At 58.5% G+C, this 19,439-nt stretch carries 22 protein-coding genes and 3 pseudogenes; 19 read left to right on the top strand and 6 right to left on the bottom strand.

Going from position 1 to position 19,439, the window contains the following annotated elements; translation table 11 throughout:
- Positions 1–63 precede the first annotated feature (63 nt).
- Entirely contained in the window at positions 64–405 is a 342-nt protein-coding gene (locus LOY56_RS11210; RefSeq protein ID WP_258621774.1) for a hypothetical protein, read from the top strand.
- Here LOY56_RS11210 and LOY56_RS11205 read toward each other — a convergent pair.
- Positions 395–1,321 carry a LysR substrate-binding domain-containing protein gene (locus tag LOY56_RS11205; RefSeq protein ID WP_258621773.1) on the bottom strand — a complete coding sequence of 309 codons (927 nt, stop codon included), beginning with the start codon at positions 1,319–1,321 and terminating at the stop codon, positions 395–397. The genes LOY56_RS11210 and LOY56_RS11205 overlap by 11 nt on opposite strands.
- A 105-nt stretch (positions 1,322–1,426) precedes the next feature.
- On the opposite strand from LOY56_RS11205, the gene LOY56_RS11200 reads away from it, so the two are divergent.
- Positions 1,427–2,035, top strand: coding sequence for a LysE family translocator (locus LOY56_RS11200; RefSeq protein ID WP_258621772.1), 609 nt, complete (start codon positions 1,427–1,429; stop codon positions 2,033–2,035).
- 61 nt (positions 2,036–2,096) lie between these two features.
- On the opposite strand, the pseudogene LOY56_RS11195 reads toward LOY56_RS11200, so the two are convergent.
- Positions 2,097–2,246: pseudogene (locus tag LOY56_RS11195) on the bottom strand (transcriptional regulator); the annotation flags it as partial.
- Between the two features lie 81 nt (positions 2,247–2,327).
- Here LOY56_RS11195 and LOY56_RS11190 point away from each other — a divergent pair.
- From LOY56_RS11190 to LOY56_RS11165, 7 genes are all read left to right on the top strand, one after another.
- The gene (locus LOY56_RS11190) at positions 2,328–2,999 is read left to right on the top strand and encodes a cytochrome P450 (protein WP_258621770.1); all 672 of its coding nucleotides are present in this window, start codon (positions 2,328–2,330) and stop codon (positions 2,997–2,999) included.
- A 136-nt stretch (positions 3,000–3,135) separates the two neighbouring features.
- A complete protein-coding gene (locus tag LOY56_RS27010; RefSeq protein WP_408980361.1) occupies positions 3,136–3,369 on the top strand; it encodes a response regulator transcription factor in 234 nt (77 codons plus the stop codon).
- The gene (locus LOY56_RS11185) at positions 3,332–3,607 is read left to right on the top strand and encodes a helix-turn-helix transcriptional regulator (protein ID WP_309474886.1); all 276 of its coding nucleotides are present in this window, start codon (positions 3,332–3,334) and stop codon (positions 3,605–3,607) included. The genes LOY56_RS27010 and LOY56_RS11185 overlap by 38 nt, the downstream gene beginning before the upstream one ends.
- Before the next feature lie 130 nt (positions 3,608–3,737).
- Positions 3,738–4,412 carry a sensor histidine kinase gene (locus tag LOY56_RS11180; protein ID WP_258621768.1) on the top strand — a complete coding sequence of 225 codons (675 nt, stop codon included), beginning with the start codon at positions 3,738–3,740 and terminating at the stop codon, positions 4,410–4,412.
- On the top strand, positions 4,409–5,059 hold the full coding sequence (locus LOY56_RS11175) for a response regulator transcription factor (RefSeq protein WP_258621766.1): 651 nt from the start codon (positions 4,409–4,411) through the stop codon (positions 5,057–5,059). Before LOY56_RS11180 ends, LOY56_RS11175 begins: the two co-directional genes overlap by 4 nt.
- Before the next feature lie 203 nt (positions 5,060–5,262).
- The gene (locus LOY56_RS11170) at positions 5,263–6,621 is read left to right on the top strand and encodes a hypothetical protein (RefSeq protein WP_258621764.1); all 1,359 of its coding nucleotides are present in this window, start codon (positions 5,263–5,265) and stop codon (positions 6,619–6,621) included.
- Positions 6,622–6,700: 79 nt separating this feature from the next.
- Positions 6,701–7,909, top strand: a complete 1,209-nt coding sequence (locus LOY56_RS11165; protein ID WP_258621762.1) for a hypothetical protein — start codon at positions 6,701–6,703, stop codon at positions 7,907–7,909.
- 398 nt (positions 7,910–8,307) lie between these two features.
- Here LOY56_RS11165 and LOY56_RS11160 read toward each other — a convergent pair.
- Positions 8,308–8,856 (bottom strand): annotated as a pseudogene (locus tag LOY56_RS11160) (cation diffusion facilitator family transporter); the annotation flags it as partial.
- Between the two features lie 2 nt (positions 8,857–8,858).
- Here LOY56_RS11160 and LOY56_RS11155 point away from each other — a divergent pair.
- From LOY56_RS11155 to LOY56_RS11145, 3 genes and pseudogenes are all read left to right on the top strand, one after another.
- Positions 8,859–9,497: pseudogene (locus LOY56_RS11155) on the top strand (S-type pyocin domain-containing protein); the annotation flags it as partial.
- 58 nt (positions 9,498–9,555) lie between these two features.
- On the top strand, positions 9,556–9,786 hold the full coding sequence (locus tag LOY56_RS11150) for a hypothetical protein (RefSeq protein ID WP_258621761.1): 231 nt from the start codon (positions 9,556–9,558) through the stop codon (positions 9,784–9,786).
- Positions 9,783–10,118 carry a hypothetical protein gene (locus LOY56_RS11145; protein WP_258621759.1) on the top strand — a complete coding sequence of 112 codons (336 nt, stop codon included), beginning with the start codon at positions 9,783–9,785 and terminating at the stop codon, positions 10,116–10,118. Before LOY56_RS11150 ends, LOY56_RS11145 begins: the two co-directional genes overlap by 4 nt.
- Before the next feature lie 104 nt (positions 10,119–10,222).
- On the opposite strand, the gene LOY56_RS11140 is transcribed toward LOY56_RS11145, so the two are convergent.
- The gene (locus LOY56_RS11140; protein WP_258621757.1) at positions 10,223–10,561 is read right to left on the bottom strand and encodes an FKBP-type peptidyl-prolyl cis-trans isomerase; all 339 of its coding nucleotides are present in this window, start codon (positions 10,559–10,561) and stop codon (positions 10,223–10,225) included.
- Between the two features lie 143 nt (positions 10,562–10,704).
- Positions 10,705–11,169 (bottom strand): hypothetical protein, encoded by a 465-nt coding sequence (locus LOY56_RS11135; RefSeq protein ID WP_258621755.1) that lies wholly within the window; start codon positions 11,167–11,169, stop codon positions 10,705–10,707.
- A gap of 222 nt (positions 11,170–11,391) precedes the next feature.
- Here LOY56_RS11135 and LOY56_RS11130 point away from each other — a divergent pair, with 222 nt between their 5' ends.
- Complete coding sequence (locus tag LOY56_RS11130; protein WP_258621753.1) at positions 11,392–13,200, top strand: monovalent cation:proton antiporter-2 (CPA2) family protein; 1,809 nt, start codon at positions 11,392–11,394, stop codon at positions 13,198–13,200.
- A gap of 135 nt (positions 13,201–13,335) precedes the next feature.
- Positions 13,336–14,442 carry a DNA alkylation repair protein gene (locus LOY56_RS11125; RefSeq protein ID WP_258621751.1) on the top strand — a complete coding sequence of 369 codons (1,107 nt, stop codon included), beginning with the start codon at positions 13,336–13,338 and terminating at the stop codon, positions 14,440–14,442.
- On the opposite strand, the gene LOY56_RS11120 is transcribed toward LOY56_RS11125, so the two are convergent.
- Complete coding sequence (locus tag LOY56_RS11120) at positions 14,423–14,995, bottom strand: cytochrome b (protein WP_258621750.1); 573 nt, start codon at positions 14,993–14,995, stop codon at positions 14,423–14,425. The genes LOY56_RS11125 and LOY56_RS11120 overlap by 20 nt on opposite strands.
- 185 nt (positions 14,996–15,180) lie before the next feature.
- Between LOY56_RS11120 and LOY56_RS11115 the strand changes: the two genes are divergently transcribed.
- From LOY56_RS11115 to LOY56_RS11095, 5 genes are read left to right on the top strand one after another with little or no spacing between them, the layout of a single operon-like run.
- The gene (locus LOY56_RS11115) at positions 15,181–15,858 is read left to right on the top strand and encodes a thermostable hemolysin (RefSeq protein WP_258621748.1); all 678 of its coding nucleotides are present in this window, start codon (positions 15,181–15,183) and stop codon (positions 15,856–15,858) included.
- On the top strand, positions 15,848–17,329 hold the full coding sequence (locus tag LOY56_RS11110) for an AMP-binding protein (RefSeq protein ID WP_258621747.1): 1,482 nt from the start codon (positions 15,848–15,850) through the stop codon (positions 17,327–17,329). Before LOY56_RS11115 ends, LOY56_RS11110 begins: the two co-directional genes overlap by 11 nt.
- On the top strand, positions 17,326–18,000 hold the full coding sequence (locus LOY56_RS11105; RefSeq protein WP_258621746.1) for a TenA family transcriptional regulator: 675 nt from the start codon (positions 17,326–17,328) through the stop codon (positions 17,998–18,000). Before LOY56_RS11110 ends, LOY56_RS11105 begins: the two co-directional genes overlap by 4 nt.
- Positions 17,987–18,796, top strand: a complete 810-nt coding sequence (locus LOY56_RS11100; protein WP_258621744.1) for an SDR family oxidoreductase — start codon at positions 17,987–17,989, stop codon at positions 18,794–18,796. Before LOY56_RS11105 ends, LOY56_RS11100 begins: the two co-directional genes overlap by 14 nt.
- Positions 18,793–19,437, top strand: a complete 645-nt coding sequence (locus LOY56_RS11095; protein ID WP_258621741.1) for a tetratricopeptide repeat protein — start codon at positions 18,793–18,795, stop codon at positions 19,435–19,437. Before LOY56_RS11100 ends, LOY56_RS11095 begins: the two co-directional genes overlap by 4 nt.
- The last annotated feature ends 2 nt before the right edge of the window (positions 19,438–19,439 follow it).

The following is a 19,439-nucleotide window of genomic DNA, read 5'->3' as shown; positions in this document are numbered from 1 at the left end:
GTTTCGTGGAAACGTCACTAGACTTGCCACGTGCAACAGCCATTAACAGGTGCCGCCTCAACCATGAGCAAACTCTGGCGAAAGTATCTGGCCTTGCTGGACACCGATTTCACCACGCGAGTGTTCGACAACATCAAGAACCTGCTGGTGTGTGCGTTGATGTTCGCTGCGGGCACCAACGCACTGCATGGCGAGCATCACCTGTTCATGGGGTTACTCGCTTCGAATCTGGCGGGTTGGGGGTTGATCCTGATAGCGGCGTTGCTGATGTTGCTGAATGTCAGCGACGGCTTGCGCCGGCTGTCCAAGTTGCCGTATCACACGGCGTTTCAGATTATTTTGTTTCTGATTTACCTGATTTTGGCCGTGCGAGTGGTGGAAATAGTCTGGGATTTCAGGGCGTAGTGGTCACAGTACGAGGTGTTTGCCAACGCCGCTCATCCTGTGCAATCCGGGCAAACAGCCACTCCACAAACACCCGAGTGTGCGCCGTCACGTCCGGCGCAACACCGTAGTAATAACGTGGCAAGGGCATACGCAACTCGGGCAATGGGCAGGTCAAGTGTCCGCTCAAAAGATGGGTGCCCAGCAAAGAGGTCGGACACAAGGCAATGCCCTGCCCCTCCACGGCAGCCTGAAGCACCAGGTGCATGTGATCAAACTGCCGGGTGACCTGAGTGGCTGACAGACTTTGACCAAAGTGCATGGCCCAATGGTGCCAGTCTTCACGACGTGCCTTGGCGGTCAGTAACGTGTGGCTGCTCAGCGACGTGAGGCTTTCAAGGGGCAAGCGTTCGATCAGCGATGGCGCCGCGACCAGCACTAGTTCGTCTTCGAACAGTGCTCGCGCCTCAATCGCCGGAGCCCAATCGTCACGACCACGGCGAATGACGATGTCGAACCCGTCGCGTGCCTGATCGGGAGCCTGGGTTTGCGTGATCACCTGCGGCTTGATGTCCGGGTGCTGCGCAATGAAATCCGCCAGCCTGGGCGTCAGCCAAAGCACGGCAAAGGACGGACGGACATTGATCTTCACGGTGGGCAGCGAGGCATGTTGCTTGAGCGCAGCGGCGGCGTTGGCGATCTGCGCCAGTCCGGCGCTGACCTGCTCATAAAAGCGCTGGCCGGCCGGCGTCAGCACCGATTGACGGATGCGCCGCTCGAACAGCAGCACACCCAGGTATTCCTCAAGCAATTTGATGTGCCGGCTGATGGCACTGTGGCTGACATGCAGCTCTTCGGCCGCCAGGCTGAAGCTCTGATGACGAGCAGCAACGGCGAAGGCGCGAACAGCATTAAGCGGCGGTAGTTGATTTATCATGCGTCTAATTTAGTCACCTATGCGCTTTAATTAAAGCGTTTGTCACGCTCTCGTCGTCACGCCACTCTGCCAGCACGCAGCCAGCGCCACCTGACGGAGCACGACATGAACAGCTACGGACTCTTTGTACTTTTCGCCACCTTGACCATTTTGAGCCCGGGGCCTGGTGTGGTCTTGACCCTATCCAATGCGATACGCCACGGTTGGACGGGAGCCGTGCCGGGCATTTTGGGGATCGCATCGGGGGCGTTTGTCGTCGCCGCCATCAGCGCCACCAGTGTTGGCCTGATACTCAGCACCTCGGCGAATGCCTTTACCGCGTTGAAATACGCAGGGGCCGCCTATCTGTTGTACCTGGGCTACAAAAGCTGGCGCTCGGATCGTTTCAGTACGCTGCTTGAAACGCGCCCTTCAAGCCCTGGCTATCGCTTCCTTGAAGCCGCTTCGATCCAGTTTCTGAACCCCAAGGCGGTGTTTTTCTTTCTGGCGGTGTTCCCGCAATTCATCGACACCTCGGCGCACTTCTACGCCCAGTTCTTCAAACTGGTCGCCACCTACGCCGCACTGGTGATCCTGGTGCATGGCAGCTATGCGTTGCTCGCCAATGCCGCCAAAGGCTGGTTGTCGAGCCCGAAGGGGTCCTGGCTGGCGGCAAAAATCTCGGGTGTGACCTTCACCGGTTTTGGCGTACTCATGGCCTCGGCCAGTCGCTAAGCCACGGGGCTTGCGATTGCACGGCGCCGGTTCTCGGTGGATGCGGGTTGTGCTGGCGTCAAGTCGAGGCGCTGACTTCGGCAACCGCCGCCAATTCGGTGCTAGTACGCGCGTGGCCGTCCATCAGCGAACAGAGGATTTTCGTCCGGGCCGGCTCGGCAATCGCTGCCGCCACTTGAGAGACGCCGACGTCGTGTTGTCCTGCGTTCATATTTCGCTCCCGGACGAATCAAGGCCCTTTCGGGCTGGAGATAGTGGCAACACTTTCCAACCACCAATAAGGCTGCGCCCCATGGACCCGATCATTGCTGCGACTCATGCCGATCCCTACCCTTACTACGCGCAACTGCGTGCCGAGGGTGGATTGGTTTTTCATCAGAGACTGAAACTGTGGATGGCCAGCAGCGCCCGAGCCGTTGCCGCCGTGCTGGCGCATCCGGACTGCCATGTCCGGCCGTCTCATGAGCCGGTGCCCCGATTGATTGCTCAAAGCATAGCCGGAAAAGTGTTTGGTCAGTTGATGCGGATGAACGAGGGTGAACGGCAGCGTTTCGCGGCAACCTCGTTAATTCGAAACACACAATTGGATTCGGCTCAAGTTGATGACTTGATCGCCGAAGTCCAGCGCTTCGACCCGTCGGTGCAAAACACCCGCCGTTTCGTCGCCGCACCGTGTGAAATCGACGGTGTGAGCCTGAACCACGGCGACGTCATCCTGGTACTGCTGGCCTCGGCCAATCGCGATCCGCAGCTTAATGATGATCCCGATGCGTTTTTGCTCGATCGCCCGAACCGTCGCAGCTTCACTTTCGGTGCGGGGCGTCATCAATGTCCGGGACAGGTTCTGGCCCTGCATATCGCCAGCTCCACGCTGACGAAAATTCTTGCCATGAAACCCGCGCTGGAGCGGTTGACCTGGCACTATCGCCCGTCCCTGAACGGGCGAATTCCGCTCTTTGCCTGAGTTCGCCCAATCGAAGACCCGAAGAGTTTTGAACTATCCTGTGTGGCTACAAAGGATCAGTCACCTCAAGTCACTGCTGCAGGGAGAGCGATGATGGACGTGGATTCAGGGCGGCGGGTAAGAACATGACTTCGGATTGAGTCCGGCTAACTTCGAACCACTGACGCCACGAGAGCGAGAAGTGATGCAACTAATCAGTCACGGCCTGGATTGCCGGGCCATTTCCCTGCGGCTGCATATCAGCCCTTGGACAGTTCGTAAACATCGCAGCCACATCATGGCCAAAAAGGGCCTGACCCATTCGGCGCAACTCTGCGTCCTCGCCGTAGAATATTATTTTCGTCGACCGAGCCATCACTCCAATCACTGATGGTTCCCGGACTGACCAACCCCATCTCCCTTCCCCGCTGTCCCGGCGTGAACGCGAAATCGCGTGGCATATCGCATGCGGACGCACCAGTAAAGAAATTGCCCAACGGCTGAGTCTCAGTGATCTGACCGTGCGTAAACACCGGGAGAACCTGTATCGAAAACTGGGCATCGGCAGCATCGCGCAACTGGTGCGCTATTGCCTGGAGCAACACCTGGTCAGACCTTCAACATCCTGATAGCCAACTACGCCATCGGTGGTATTGCCGGCCTTGCGATCTGCCTCCAATCATGTACCGGCAAAATGCCACAACTGAAAAGCGCTCGAGCAGCCTGCCCGAACGTGAACCTCGTAAATGGAGACAAGGAATGTCACGCCAGAACAAATGTGCCTGCCTCTGGGCCATCGAATGCGAACGCCTGCGTATAGCCTCTGATCTGCATGACCATGCCGGACAACACTTGGCGCTTGCCCAATTGCGCCTGGCCGAGCTGCAACAACAAACATCTGCTGCTGCGCTAAAGCAGTTGATTCAGGAGTTGCAGACCTTGATCCATGAGGCCAGCACGAGCCTACGCTCGGTGGTGCACAACCTGGGGAAAGGACCGATACCACGCCAATCCCTGGACGAAGCACTTCGAGGGTTGGTTCGCGACGTTCAGACCGACTTTCCCGATGCCCCGACCATCGTTCTGAACCTGCATGGCCCGCAAGCACCGCTTGCAGATGCCACCACGGCCACCCTGCTGCGGTTAGTCAATGAACTACTGGCCAATGTACGCAAACACAGCGGTGCGACGCAGGCAAAACTCAAATCCTCCTGCCTGGGCAACTACCTCACGTTGTGCGTAGAAGACAACGGCCATGGCTTCATCCCCCATTCGGAGGGCCAGTCGAACGGCTTCGGTTTGCGCAGTATTGCGCTACAGCTCAAGCCGTTGGAAGGACGGCTGATACTGGTCTCCGAGCCAGGCAATGGCACCTGCGTTCGGCTGCTGGTTCCCAGTCATCACCTCGATAGCGCGACGCGGGGTCGCTCATGAGCACAGGACCGCTGAAGATTTTGCTGGTTGACGACCATATTCTGTTTCGCCAAGGCCTCGCCGCATTACTGGTCAGGGAACATGACCTACACATTATCGGTCAGGCGGCCAACGGCCTGGAGGCCTTGGCCTTAATAGCCCCGCAACCTCCGGACCTGGTGATTATCGATCTGGAAATGCCGCTGTTGAACGGCATCGACACCATCGCTCGCGCTCGCCAAAGGGCACCAGCACTGCAATTTCTATGCGTGTCGGCCCACGGCGAACAACGCAGGATCAGCGCGGCCCTGGACGCAGGCGCCTCAGGTTATCTGCTCAAGGATTGTGCCGTAGATGAGTTGGTTAAAGCCGTGCGTACGGTAGCTCAGGGACGCAGCTACCTCTCACCGGAGATCGCCACGGCAATGGTGCTGAGCCAGCGCCTGAGCAACGCACAACACTCCACCCCCGCGGGTGCACGGCTCAGTCCACGGGAACGGCAGATTTTGCAACTGTTGGTGGAGGGGCTCACCACCCGGGCGATTGCCGACGCCATACACATCAGCTGTAAAACCGTGAGCACCCACCGCGAACACATCATGAGCAAGCTCAACCTCAAGGGCATCGCACAACTGACCCGCTATGCCCTGCGCGAAGGATGGCTTTAGAGCTGATGGGGTCGGTATTAATGCCTATAGAGAATCAGTGTTTTTGAGGCTTCGAATCAGCATTACGTACAGGTTCACACCTGCGAACGAAAGATAGTCTCTGTTTCAGACGAGCGATGCACACATCACTGCACTGATCGTCTCAGGAGGTCGCGGTACTGACCGCGATGCTCGGTTTTCCAACCGATTTGGAGCAATACGAAATGGCTAATATTGATACTTTGGATCTGTGGCAAAAATGGATGGGAGCAGTTCAGGCAGTAGCACTGCCGGGCGGCATTAGTGATAAGCAACAGTTCAGTGCAGGTTCTACCACCCTTAACATTGATCTGGGTAATAGCGACCCGAACATCCAGAACTACTACATCCATGGCCTGGGTGATGTGGTGCCGGCCGACAGTCCATCCTACTCGGCTGGCAGCGGCTTGCTGTCCGCTTATGCGACCTTTCTGGACTGGATTGATCCGGGTGCTGCGCTCAATCCGAATCTGGCCAGCCAGGTCTCTGTCGCGACCACCAACCTCAATACCGCTCAGACAACTTTCAACAACGTGCAGGCACAAGCCTTTACCGCCTACACCAACGCCAAAAACATTTTCCCTAACATCCCTGCATTCCAGGATTGGGTAGGGCAAGGCTACCAGTCCTATCCAGCTGCGAATAACGCCCTGATCGGTGCCGCCAACACCTACGAAGAATTGATGATTCAGATGTATGGACCGGGCTACAGCGTCCTTCAGTCGGCTCGGACGAAAGTCGGCATCAACGGTGCCCAGAGCCTGATGGGACCCAACGCCTTCAACATGGCGGTAACCTCTGGCACGGTCTCTCCGCCCGGGAGTCAGCCAGTCGTGATTGGAGGCACCACGCCACCGCCAACGACCGCCTTGGTGTCTACCCTGGCACCTTCCTATACCCTCCAGGCATTCGGCACCAAATATGCCGAATGGCAAGCGGCCAGTGTTGCAGGCAAGACCAACGCCGGCGCCACGATCGCCATTACCTCCAGCACCGCCAGCTACAGCCTGGATAAGTCCGGCTGGAGCACTTCGGCCAACGCCAGCCTGTTCGGTGACTTCTTCAACTTTTCCCTGGGCGGCTCAGCCAGCGGCCAGAAAACCAGCATCGACACCACCAGCAGCGACTTCTCCTTACAAGTCGATTTCACCGGCTTCGGCAGCTTTCTGGTCAGTCCCGGGCCGTGGTGGGACAGTGCCCTGGTAGCGATAAACAGCAAAAAACTTAAACCTGGAGCCCCTGCGTTCTTCGGTGAAGGTGGTGCGTTGTCAGCCATCGCCACCCAGGTGGTGGTGGGTTTTGAACCAACGGTAACGCTAAAAATGAGCGCCAGCGATTACAGCAACGTCAAAAGCAGCTGGCAGGCGAGTGCCACCACCTCGATCGGTATCGGCCCGTTCCGCCTCGGCTCCCTCAAAGGTTCGGCCAACGGTACCAAGCAAGACATCAAGTACGACGATGCCACTGCGTCCGTGACCATCGGCCCGATTAGCAGCACGCTGCCAGTACTACTGGGGGTGATTAGCCAAAAACTCGGCGTCTAGCCCCTCGCTGGTTGCCCTTTGCCTGAACACGCGAAGGGCACCAGCTCCTGGATCGCAGCCAAAACAAGGAGAACATATCGTGCAGAGCGATTCATCGATATGGCAGTTGTACAGGCAGGCTCTTTCCAACTGGGCGCACGTGACAGGCAGCGACGTATTGTCGGTCGCGGCCATAGATACATTCAGTGACCTTGGCAGCTCGGATACCGGGCTCTGTAACTGGAGTATTTATCAACTGGGCAATGGCATTCCCTCGCCCACCGGCAGCTATGCCCCCCACAGTGGCCTGTTTTCGTCTTACTGGATTTACCTCAGTTACCTCCTGCAAGACGTTGCGCCCGTCCCGGTGCTTTTGCAGGCGAACGTCAGCGCGCCGCACCCGGAGGTCAACTTCGAACACTACCGGCAACTGCTGCTGGCCACGCTGAACCCTCAGACGGCTATTGCGCAGAACGGCTTGTGCCCTGCCAGCAACACACCGAGTACCGCCGACCTGGCAGCGGTCCATCAATCCATGACAAGTACCTTCATCAACCGGGCACCGCAGATTATCAAGGCGCTCAATCAGTGTTGGCAGGCCTCACTTCAGGAATCCACGGCACTCAACATGGTGGTCAGCACTGCCAACGCGACCGCTTCCCGTTGCCCCGGATTCACCCTTGAACAGTGGGCCCAGACCTTGCCCAGCTGGCGCGGCAGCGGGTTGTCGGCCCTGCGCAGCAGCGCTCCCACCGCATTGCTCAACGCCGTGGACATCGTCCTGCCCTCAGCACCGAACAGCACCTCGGAAGCTCAGCTACTGACCACCGCCGACTTACCGTCCTTTATCGGTTTAAGCCAAGCCAATCCCATGCACACGGCAATGAGCAGTCTTGCAAACCTCAGCAACACCTCAGTCACTATGAGCCTGTCCCTTGAACAATTCGGTAGCTTCGCTCTCAGCCCTGCGGCCTGGTTTGACGCCGATTTTTTTGACGGTAGCCGTTACATCGCACCGCCCAATACCGCCGATTTTTTCAGTGAAAACGGAGCCATTGGCCTGCTGCCCAGCCATGCCGTGATTGGCTTTCGTCCGCACCTGACATTGAGGGTCAGTAACCTGGCCAAGGTACAAGACCTGGCCAATTCGGTGACACGCATCGGGCCGTTCCACCTTCAGGCGACGGCCACCGTTCCACTTCCCGCAGATGCCGGCGGCAGCTCGGGTGAAGTCGATATTCATTTTGATGCACAGGATTCAAACCTGCCGGTATTACTCGGCGTAATCAGCCGCCAGGTATTGCACTAAAACGGAGTTTTTCAACAGCCGACCAAGGAGGACTGCGATGAACAAAACACCCGATTGTGAACGAAGCGAGCAAGACCAAAGCAATACTTTCTATGGAATGAACGAGGGTCAAGATCATGGCGTACTGTCAGGAAAAGTTTGAAGAAACCGTCACTGGGGCAACTCAGATCGTTTACTGGCAACAAAATAAACACGTCCACAATGCCGCGCTACAGACGGTAATCGCTACATGGCTAGGACCCAACTGGCGGCCCCGAGTCAAGAGCTACCAATCAAACTTGTCAAAATTCTCAATCGGCGCAGTCGAGTATCGATGAGCAATAGCCGAGGGGGCTTCACGCCCCCTCGTTTTTAAACGCTGCAAACCAGGTTCTGTACGAAATCCTCGTGCACACACCTCAAGCGTTGCGATATTCGACCGTCAGGTGAGACAACTCATGAACCGGCGCCAGACGTTCGCGAATGGCATCGGCACTAATACCCGCCACGGCCACGACGCTGACAATCGCCGCCCGCGCCTGAGGGCCAACCTGCCAGACGTGAAGGTCACTGATGCGAATATCGTCCGTTGATTCGAGCAGCTCACGAATTTCGGCGGCGACGTGTTCATCGGTGGTATCCAGCAACACCGCGGCGCTGTCGCGCATCAAGCCATAAGCCCATCTCGCGATCACGATGGCACCGACGATCCCCATCACCGGGTCCAGCCAGACCCAGCCCAGGTAGCGCCCGGCCAACAATGCCACGATAGCCAGCACCGAGGTCAACGCATCGGCCAGCACATGGAGATACGCTGAACGCAGGTTGTTGTCGTGATGATGAGTGTGGCCATGGCCGTGATCATGATGATCATGGCCGTGATGCCGTTGTTTGCCCGCCAGCAGAAACGCACTGACGATATTCACCGCCAGCCCCACCACCGCAATCACCGTCGCTTCGGTGAAAGCCGCTATTAGGTGGCCGTGAAAGGGATGAAGCAGGAAACATACCTCTCAAAAAAATCAGTGGTAGCGCATTACCTCGCTCATTCGGAACACTGATTTTAGGTGGCGTAGGAGCTGTTGGCTCCGGGGCGGCTGCAAGCGGTGCGGGGGTAGTGACGACTGGTGTTGTTGCTGGCGCTTTGGCGGGAATCGTTGCGTTGCTCTGGCCATCGACGCTCGGGGACAGTTCCCTGTATTCGGAAGAACAGCTCAAATCACTCAAAGAAGGTCGCACCCGAGTTCGCCTGCATATTGAACAACAGGCCAATGGCACCTTGAAGGCATACGGATACAACACTCAAAAGCGCAGCGACTGGGAAATGATTCCTGTCGTGCAGTTCGTAGCTCAAGGCTCTCAGCAAGTGGCTGACTTTGGTAACGGGGTAACGCTGATATGGACACCAGCCGTAGATCCGTCGAGCACTTCGGGAATCCCGCCGCTAGAAGGAGCTCCACAAGCTCCGCAAATCTGGATTTATCCGCCTACACCAGCGGCTGACAGCATCATTGTTAACCCGATCTACCCGCCTAAATACAAGGACTTCATCCTTGTTTTTCCGGCTGACTCCGGCATCAAGCCTCTTTACATTGTCTTTTCCCTGCGATTCGATGCTGCCAGGTACCATGGTAAAGACGGATACACCAGTTAAAAGTAAGGGTCCCGTGAATGGCCAGGAAGCTTTGGATAATTCGGTACAGGTAAAACCTACATCGGAACGCAGGATTGGTATTGATCCCAAAACCAACGAGTTTGTCGTCTTTGATCACACGGGAGGGGACGACTACCACGGACATGTCAGAGCATGGAATAAACTCCATCAAGATATGAAAAATGTATTGATCAAGGCAAAAAAAGCCGACAACAAGGGAAACATCCTGGGAGCTAAACAGTGAGTCTTATCTACCACGATCCGTCGATTAGCCATGACGAAGCAATCAGTCTCTTTGATAGCGGCTTAGAAAGGAACATTGTCACCGCGCTGATTTCCATCGGATTAAATGAGCAAGACAGTGCCTGGGCTCAGACCATTTGCCTGAAACATCTCGAGAATGGTACTCAGTCTGTGGCTGCGGCAGCAATCACCGCACTCGGCCATGTAGCCCGCAGATTCGGTGAGCTTGAAATGCAAGCCGTGATGCCCGCCCTTGATTCCGTAAAAGGAAAATTCCCTGCACTTGAAGCCACAGTTGCTGACACGCTCGACGATATTGAAATGTTCACCTGACTCGCTAAATCAAAACCAGAAATCACCCTCCCAACACATAAAAACCCCACCATTTCTTCTAACAGAGATGGTGGGGTTCGCCATTTCAGCCCACACCCAACAAATCAATCATCCCGCGTCAGCACTTCCAGCAATTCAATCTCGAAAATCAGGTTCGAGTTCGGTGTAATCGCGCCCATCGTCCGCTCGCCATAAGCCAGATGCGCCGGCACCAGCAGCTTGCGTTTACCGCCAACCTGCATGCCCATGATTCCCTGATCCCAGCCCTTGATCACCCGCCCCGTGCCAATCACGCACTGAAAAGGTTTACCCCGGCTGTAGGAAGAATCGAATTCAGTGCCGTCTTCCAGCCACCCCCGATATTGAGTGGTGATCAGCGCGCCTTTGACAGCGGTTTTGCCGTCGCCCACTTCAAGGTCGATTACCTGCAATTCATCATTCATTACATTCACTCTAGTGTGCGCTTGCCCGAACAGGCTTCATGGGCGCCGTTTTCCCAGAAATACAGGTTGTTGGCAACCGTTTCGATCTGTCTCCGGCAGTTGGGCGAGCAGACGTTGAGTCACAGCCAGGTCGAATGACACGCTCAGTCTTTGCTTTGACCGAAAGGAATGCCGTTGAAGGTATGAGTGCAGCAATGGCAGTAAGGCGTCATTTGCTCAGCCGTCAGCTCAGGATTGACGACCCGCAGACTCCCCTGATCATCGACATACAAGCCACTGAAATAGCTCGACTCCCCCAGTCGCACCTGCTCCTGCCTTTCGCTTTCATGAAGCGCAACCATCCAGAACACCGGTTCGGTTCGATCGAGGCGAGCCACCGCTTCGCTGAAAACCTCATCCCACTGTCCTCCAACACGGGACAGCAGGAATCGGAACAACGGTGTGTAATCCAGGCCGTGGCGGCGGGTTCCGTGCATCGAACCGCGTGACGACTCATTGTGGATTTCGGCTTTGGTATGGCGCTGATGCCGGTACTCACCCGAGTAATCATTCAGCCGAACACCCCTGGTACGAGTGTTGATCTTGCGGTAGAGGGGTTTCTTTTCCAACGAGTAGCTCCTGACATCCAGTCAATCAAACACCCTGTGCGTTTTACTCGAACGGTGGCCAATATCAATCAGCTCGCCGTGGCCAATTGTTTCAAGCGGCTTGAAATGGCACCGGCGTGATAACGGTATGTCAGCCAACAACATTGTACGTTCATGGCTGACGCGTCTTGTCGCAGCCTTTATCCTCATCGCCCCGCCGTACCGAGTCCCAGGAGTTTCCCCATGCCCCACGAAGGCAACCTGTTGCAAGCCGCTGTCGTCTTTTTATTCGCGGCAGTGCTCACCGTGCCCTTGGCCAAGCGCCTGCAATTGGGGGCGGTGCTCGGCTATCTGTTTGCCGGGGTGATCATCGGGCCGTCGGTGCTGGGCTTGATCGGCAACCCGCAAAGCGTCAGCCACATTTCCGAACTCGGGGTGGTGTTGCTGCTGTTTATCATCGGCCTTGAGTTGTCGCCGCGACGTTTGTGGGTGATGCGCAAATCGGTGTTCGGCGTGGGCCTGGCGCAGGTGTTGCTGACCGGTTCGGTGATCGGTGTGTTGGCGTTGTTCGTGTTCGGCCAATCCCTGAACAGCGCCATCGTGTTGGGCCTGGGCCTGGCGTTGTCGTCAACCGCATTTGGTTTGCAAAGCCTGGCCGAGCGCAAGGAGCTGACCAGCCCTCATGGGCGGTTGGCGTTCGCGATTTTGCTGTTCCAGGACATCGCCGCGATCCCGCTGATCGCGATGGTGCCACTGCTTTCCGGCGGCGATCACACCAGCAGTGCCGCCGAAGATTTGAACCATGGTTTGCGGGTATTGGGCAGTATCGCGGTGGTGGTGATTGGCGGGCGGTATTTGCTGCGACCGGTTTTTCGCGTGGTGGCCAAGACCGGCCTGCCGGAGGTGTCCACCGCCACCGCGTTGCTGGTGGTGATTGGTACAGCGTGGCTGATGAACCTGGTCGGCGTGTCCATGGCACTCGGCGCGTTTCTCGCCGGTTTGCTGCTGGCGGATTCCGAATACCGCCACGAACTGGAAGCGCAGATCGAGCCGTTCAAGGGGCTGCTGCTGGGGCTGTTTTTCATCAGTGTCGGCATGGGCGCCAATTTGAGTTTGCTGTTGAGCGCGCCAGTCGCGGTGCTGGGGCTGACCGTGCTGCTGATCGCGATCAAGTTGCCGCTGCTGTTTGTGGTCGGTCGATTGGCGGGAGGTTTGGGCAAGGTCAATGCGATTCGTTTGGGTATCGTGTTGGCGGCCGGTGGTGAGTTTGCCTTTGTGGTGTTCAAGATCGGCCGGGATCAGGGCTTGTTCGAGCCGCGCCTGTACGACTTGCTGGTGCTGACCATCACCCTGTCAATGGCGCTGACACCGCTGTTGCTGCTGGCGTGCGCACGACTGGTCAAGCCGAAAGTTCAACCGGTGGAAGTGCCGGATAAATTCCGCGAAATCGACACCGATGCACCACGCGTGGTGATCGCCGGCATGGGCCGAATGGGGCAGATCGTGGCGCGGATTCTGCGGGCGCAAAATATCAAGTTCGTCGCCCTCGACACATCGGTGGAAACCATCGAACTGTCCCGCAGCTTCGGCGGTGTGCCAGTGTTCTACGGCGACCCGATGCGCCCGGAAATCCTCAGCGCCGCCAAGGTCGAGCAAGCGGAGTTCTTTGTAATTGCCACCGATGATCCCGAGACCAACATCAAGACGGCCGAGGTGGTGCACAAGCTCTATCCGCACATCAAAATCATCGCCCGCGCCCGTAACCGTCAGCATGTGCACCGGTTGGTGGATGTCGGGGCTCAGGCGGTGCGGGAAACCTATTACTCCAGCCTGGAAATGACCCGACGCACCCTGGTTGGACTAGGGTTGACCCAGGCCCAGGCGGATGCGCGGATCAAGCGTTTTACCCATCACGATGAACAGGTGCTGGAAGCCCAGCATGCGGTGTATGACGATGCGGCCAAGGTGATGCAGACCGCTCAGGAAGCGCGGGCGGAATTGGCAAAACTGTTTGAGTCGGATCAGTTGGAGGAGGAAGCGGGTAAGGTTTGAACCGGATCGTTCCCACGCTCTGCGTGGGAACGCCACCATGGACGCCCTGCGTCCACTCCTGAAATGTGACGCAGAGCGTCACGGGATGCATTCCCACGCAGAGCGTGGGAACGATCACTTGGCAAGGAACCCATAATGGCAGACCAAACCTCCCCCGCCCTGAAGGAAATCTTCAACGCCGAACGCCTCGCACACATCGCCACCGAGATGACTGCGGTCTATCCCGGGTTCGATGCCAAGGCCTTCCTGAAATTGGCCAAAACCGGCCTGGCGGAGTTGTCAGTCATGCAACGCATGGCCCGCGTCAGCGAATGCCTGCACGCGGTATTGCCACTCGGTTATGAAGAGTCCCTGGACGTTCTGCGCGCCCTCGCCCCGCGCCTGAACAGCGCCTTCGTCAGCATGTTTTTGCCGCATTACGTCGCGACCTACGGCGCTCATACGTTCGATCTGTCGATGAATGCGCTCAAATATTTCACAGCCTTCGGCTCATCGGAGTTCGCCATCCGGCATTTTTTGCGCAGCGATATCGAGCGCTCGTTGGCGCTGATGCACGACTGGTCGCGGGATGAAAACGAACACGTCCGGCGCCTGGCCAGCGAAGGCAGCCGACCACGCCTGCCCTGGTCGTTCCGCCTGGAACAGGTCCAGGCCAACCCGACACTGGCGGCTGCGATCCTCGACAACCTCAAGGCCGACGACAGCCTCTACGTGCGCAAATCCGTGGCCAACCACCTCAACGACATCACCAAGGATCATCCCGAGTGGGTGCTGGCGCTGATCGAGGGTTGGGCGCTGGACAACAAGCATACGGCGTGGATCGCCAGACACGCTCTGCGCAGTTTGATCAAACAGGGTAACAAGCGGGCGCTGGCAATCATTGGCGCGGGCGGCACGCCCGAGGTTGAAATCATTGACGTGAAAGTCGAACCGGCGGTGATTCGCCTGGGAGAGAAAATCACCCTGTCTTTCAGAGTGAAGTCCACGGTCCCGGACCGTCAGCGATTGGTGATCGATTACGCTATCGATTATGTCAAAGCCAACGGCAGCACCTCGGCAAAGGTGTTCAAACTTAAGGCCCTCACGCTGTCCGACAATGCCAGCGAAGCCATCAGCCGCAGTCAGCACATCAAGGAACTGACCACCCGCAGGCACTATGCCGGCCAGCACGCGGTGCACATTCTGGTAAATGGCGAACGCTTGGCCAGCACCCAATTCCGGATTATCGCTGACGCTCTTTGACGCCCACACCAGAGCGCCCCGGAAGCATGCGCGTGAGCGTGTTATCGCGAACCCAATAGTGATGGAACAACCCCGCCGCTGCGTGCAAACCAATCAACCAATAACCGGTGCTGCCGAGCAATTCATGCCAATGCTTGAGTTGCTTGGCCAGATCGGGATCAACCGCAACCGGCGCCGGCAAGAAAAAGCCGAAATACGGCATCGGCTTGCCCCCGGCGGCCAGCATCAACCAGGCCAATAGCGGCGTAGCAATCATCAGCCCATACAGCGCCAGGTGCATGAGGTGCGAGACGCCCGTCTGCCAGGTGGGCGGGGCCGGGGTAATCGGTGGCCGGGGCGAGAAGCGCCCGAGCAAGCGAACCCAGACCAGCACAAAAATGCTCAACCCGAATACGCCGTGCAGCCCCAGAAACAGGCCCCTCAAGGCATGCCCACGGGGCAGCAGTCCTTTGATCTCGATGCAGCCATAGACACCGACGAACAACGCCAGCATCAGCCAGTGCAAGGTGATCGAGAGTTTTCCATACCGGTGTACTGCTGAATCTCGGGTCATACGGGGCCTCGTGAAGCTCAGTGGCGGCTGCCGACTCATTCGCACAGCCTGGATCCGGTTTCGTCGAACCGACCGGCGCCACCCTGCCCGTCCCGTCTTAAGACAATCTGAAGGTCACCTTCAGACTCCGTTAAGAATTGCCTTTGATACTCCTCCCAAACTTACTCAGGGAGGCGTTCTTGCCCATGCCCGATTTCGACTGGAACATCCCTCTGCCCCTGCACTTCGGCCAAGCCGAAACCCCGCAGATGAGTCTGGCAAGAGCCTTGCCGGACGATCCCCAGCGTCCGGTTCTCGAAGCCTTTATCCAGCAACGTTTTCGAAAGGCCCACGGCGCCGACATTCGCCAATTCATGCCGCAGCTGTTCGGCATGAGCGATGCGTCAGGCGCGCTGTCTGCGGTGGCCGGCGTACGACTGGCCAGCGCCGAACCGCTGTTTCTGGAGCGTTACCTGGACGAGGCGATTGATCCGCTGATCAGCGACGCTGCCGGTCAACCCGTGGACCGGGCCGGTATTGTCGAGGTCGGGAACCTTGCCGCCAGCGATACCGGTAGCGCGCGCCTGAGCATCATCGCCATCACCTACCTGTTGGCCATGGGCGGGCTGGAATGGGTGGCGTTCACCGGCAACATCGGGCTGGTGAACAGTTTTCATCGCCTGGGCTTGAAGCCGGTGACGCTCTGCGCCGCCGATCCTGCGCGGCTGGGCGACGACCGTCACCTCTGGGGCAGTTATTACGAGAGTCAGCCATGGGTGCATGTCGGCAACATCCGCGCCGGTTTCATCCATTTGCGCAACATCGGTCTGTTCAATCGTCTGGGGTTGCCGACCTCCCTTGAGGAGTCCAGCCATGTCGCCTGAAATGGAACGGTTCAAACAGACCCTGCGCAGTCACGCCGAGCGCAAGACCAACGCCATCGCCTTGTGGGGCGATCAGTTGAAACTGGACTACGCCACGCTGTACGCCGAGGTCATGTATCGCCAACAGCGCCTGCGCGATGAGCACGTCAACGTGGTCGCGCTGGCCCTGGACAACGGCACCGAGGCGATGCTCTGGGACCTGGCCGTACTGTTCGAAGGCCTGACCTGCCTGACGCTGCCGCCCTTCTTCAGCCCGGCACAACGCAGTCATTGCCTGGAACAGAGCCAGGCCGAACGGGTGATTGCCGAACCGGAACTGGAAGCCGAACTGCAGGCGGCCGGCTACGAGAAGACCGGCGAATTCTGGCGTCGCACCTTCAGCGGTCCGAACCGGATACCCGAAGGTACCGCCAAGCTGACCTTCACCTCAGGCACCACCGGCACGCCCAAAGGCGTGTGCCTGAGCGCCGAGAGCCTTCTGCGAGTGGCCCGTGAGCTGGATCAGGCAAGCAAACCCACCGATCCACGGCATCACCTGGCGCTGCTACCCCTGGCGATTCTGCTGGAAAACCTCGGCTGTTATGCCTCGCTGTATGCCGGCGCGACCTTGAGCGTACCGAGCCAGAAAACCCTGGGCATTCAGGGCGCCAGCGGTGTCGATGTGCCGCGGCTGTTGGGTTGTCTGGCCACCCGAAAACCGGAAAGTCTGATCCTGGTGCCGCAGTTGCTGCTGATGCTGGTCAGCGCCGCCGAGCAAAAAGCGTTCAACCCCCAATCGTTGCGTTTTGCTGCGGTCGGTGGTGCACGGGTTAGCGAAGAATTGCTGCATCGCGCTCAGCGCATCGGCATTCCGGTCTATGAGGGTTACGGGTTGTCGGAATGCTCATCGGTGGTGTGCCTCAATCGCCCGGGCGCCCGCCGCCCCGGCAGCGTCGGCCGGCCCCTGCCCCATGTCGAGATTCGCCTGGCCGATGATGGTGAAGTACTAGTCAAGGGCTCAACCCTGCTCGGCTATCTGGGGCAAGCCCCCTTCAGCGATGAATGGTGGCCGACCGGCGATCTCGGCGAGTTCGACCCGGAAGGTTTTCTCTACCTCAACGGGCGCAAGAAGCATCAGTTCGTCACCAGTTTCGGCCGCAACGTCAATCCGGAATGGGTCGAGGCCGAACTCACTCAGCGTCGCCATATCGCTCAGGCGTTCGTCTATGGCGAAGCGATGCCGGCCAATCACGCCCTGCTCTGGCCCCATCGGCCGGACTGCACCGATGAAGAACTGGCCGCCGCCGTGGCCCAGGCCAACGAGGCCTTGCCCGATTACGCCCAGGTTCATCACTGGACCCGTCTCGATCAACCGTTCACCGCCGCCAACGGCTTGCTGACCGCCAATGGCCGACCGCGCCGCGACGCCATCGTCGAACGTTACCGGGCGCAGCTCACTGAATCCGTTTTTTCCGAGGAATCCGCATCATGAGTTTTTTCGACACCCTGCAAGAAGCCACCCTGCAAGAACGCCACGAGTTGTTCAACCTGCCGATCATCCGCGATGCCCTCGACGGCAAGGTTAGCCTGGACAGCTACCGCGCCTTCCTCGCTCAAGCCTACTACCACGTGCGCCATACCGTGCCGTTGATGATGGCGTGCGGCGCACGTCTGCCGCAGCGGCTGGAATGGTTGCGTAAAGCGGTGTGCGAATACATCGAGGAGGAATACGGCCACGAACAATGGGTACTCGACGACATCGCGGCCTGTGGCGGCGACAGAGAGGCGGTACGTGACGGTCGCCCCTCGCTGCCAATCGAGTTGATGGTCAGCTTCCTCTACGACCTGATTGCACGGGACAACCCGGTCGGCCTGTTCGGCATGGTCAACGTGCTGGAAGGCACCAGCATTGCCCTGGCCACCCACGCGGCCGGCAGCATCCGCGAGCGTTTGGCGCTGCCGGAAACCGCCTTCAGCTACCTGAGTTCCCATGGTTCGCTGGATATCGAACACATGCAGACCTACCGCCGGCTGATGAACACACTCGAAGACCCGGCCGATCAAGCCGCGGTGATTCATGCCTCGAAGGTCGTCTACAAGCTCTATACCGACATGTTCCGCGGCCTGCCCCGCGATGGGGAGAACCTGCATGCAGCTGCATGAAGCCCGTGTGGTTTTGACCGGAGCCAGCGGCGGTATCGGCCTGGCCATCGCCAGCGCCCTGTGTGCCAGTGGCGCGCGGGTGTTGGCCGTGTCCCGGCACCGGGAGGCGCTGGAACCCTTGCTCGAACGCTACCCGCTGCACCTGTGTTGGGTCGGCGCTGACCTGACCGTCCCCGGCGACCGACACAAAGTGCTGGCCGCGGCCAAAGCCATCGGCGGCATCAACCTGCTGGTCAACGCTGCCGGGGTCAATCACTTCGCCATGCTCGAACAGCTCGATGACAGCGAGATCAATGCGATGCTGGCGCTGAACATCAGCGCGCCGATCTGCCTGACCAAGCTTTTGCTGCCGCTGCTCAAGCAAGCCGAGAGCGCCATGGTGGTGAACGTCGGCTCGACCTACGGCTCCATCGGCTACCCCGGTTACGCCAGCTATTGCGCCACCAAGTTTGCCCTGCGCGGTTTCTCCGAAGCCCTGCGCCGGGAGCTGGCCGACACCCGGATCAGCGTGCTTTACGTTGCCCCTCGGGCGACCCACACCAGCATGAACAGCCCGGCGGCCCAGGCGCTGAACGATGCGCTCAAAGCCAATGTCGACGATCCGCAAACCGTCGCCTCGGCGGTCATCCACGCGATTGCCGGTGACCGGCGCGATTTGTACCTGGGCTGGCCGGAACGCTTTTTCGTCCGGCTGAACAGTCTGTTGCCGCATCTGGTGGACCGTGGCTTGCGCAAGCAGTTGCCGCTGATCCGTCGCCTCAGTCAGAAGCCCGATAACGAGAGCCTCAAACCATGAAAAAAATCATCACTTGCCTGCTGTTCGGGGTGTTGAGCCAAAGCGTCTGGGCGCTGGACGCCGCCGATCAGCAGCGCCTCAATGGCATTCAGCAAAGCTGGGCGCACATTCAATACGAATTGCCCGCCGAACAACGCACCGCGGCCTTCGAAAAACTCGCGACCCAGGCCTCGGCGTTCACCCAGGAACGCCAATCCCTGGCCGAAGCATGGATCTGGTCCGGCATTGTCACCAGCAGTTGGGCCGGAGCCCAGGGTGGCCTCGGTGCCCTGAGCAAGGTCAAGGCCGCCAAAGTCGACCTGGAAAAAGCCCTCACCATTGATCCCAAGGCCCTGCAAGGCTCGGCCTACACCAGCCTCGCGGCGCTGTATGATCGCGTGCCCGGCTGGCCCCTCGGTTTCGGCGATGCCGACAAGGCTGAACAATTGTTAAAGCAGGCCTTGCAGCTGAACCCCGCTGGCATCGACAGTCTGTACTTCTGGGGCGATCACCTTTACCGTCAAAAGCGCTATGGTGAAGCCAGGGAAGCACTGCAAAAAGCCTTGCAAGCGGCACCCCGCCCAGGCCGGGAAAGCGCCGACGCCGGGCGACGCAAAGAGATCCAGGCGCTACTGGTGGACGTGAACAAAAAACTCAACTGACA

This window comes from Pseudomonas sp. B21-048 (genome assembly GCF_024748615.1).
Taxonomy (GTDB): Bacteria; Pseudomonadota; Gammaproteobacteria; order Pseudomonadales; family Pseudomonadaceae; genus Aquipseudomonas.
This window is presented reverse-complemented; position numbering and strand designations above follow the sequence as displayed.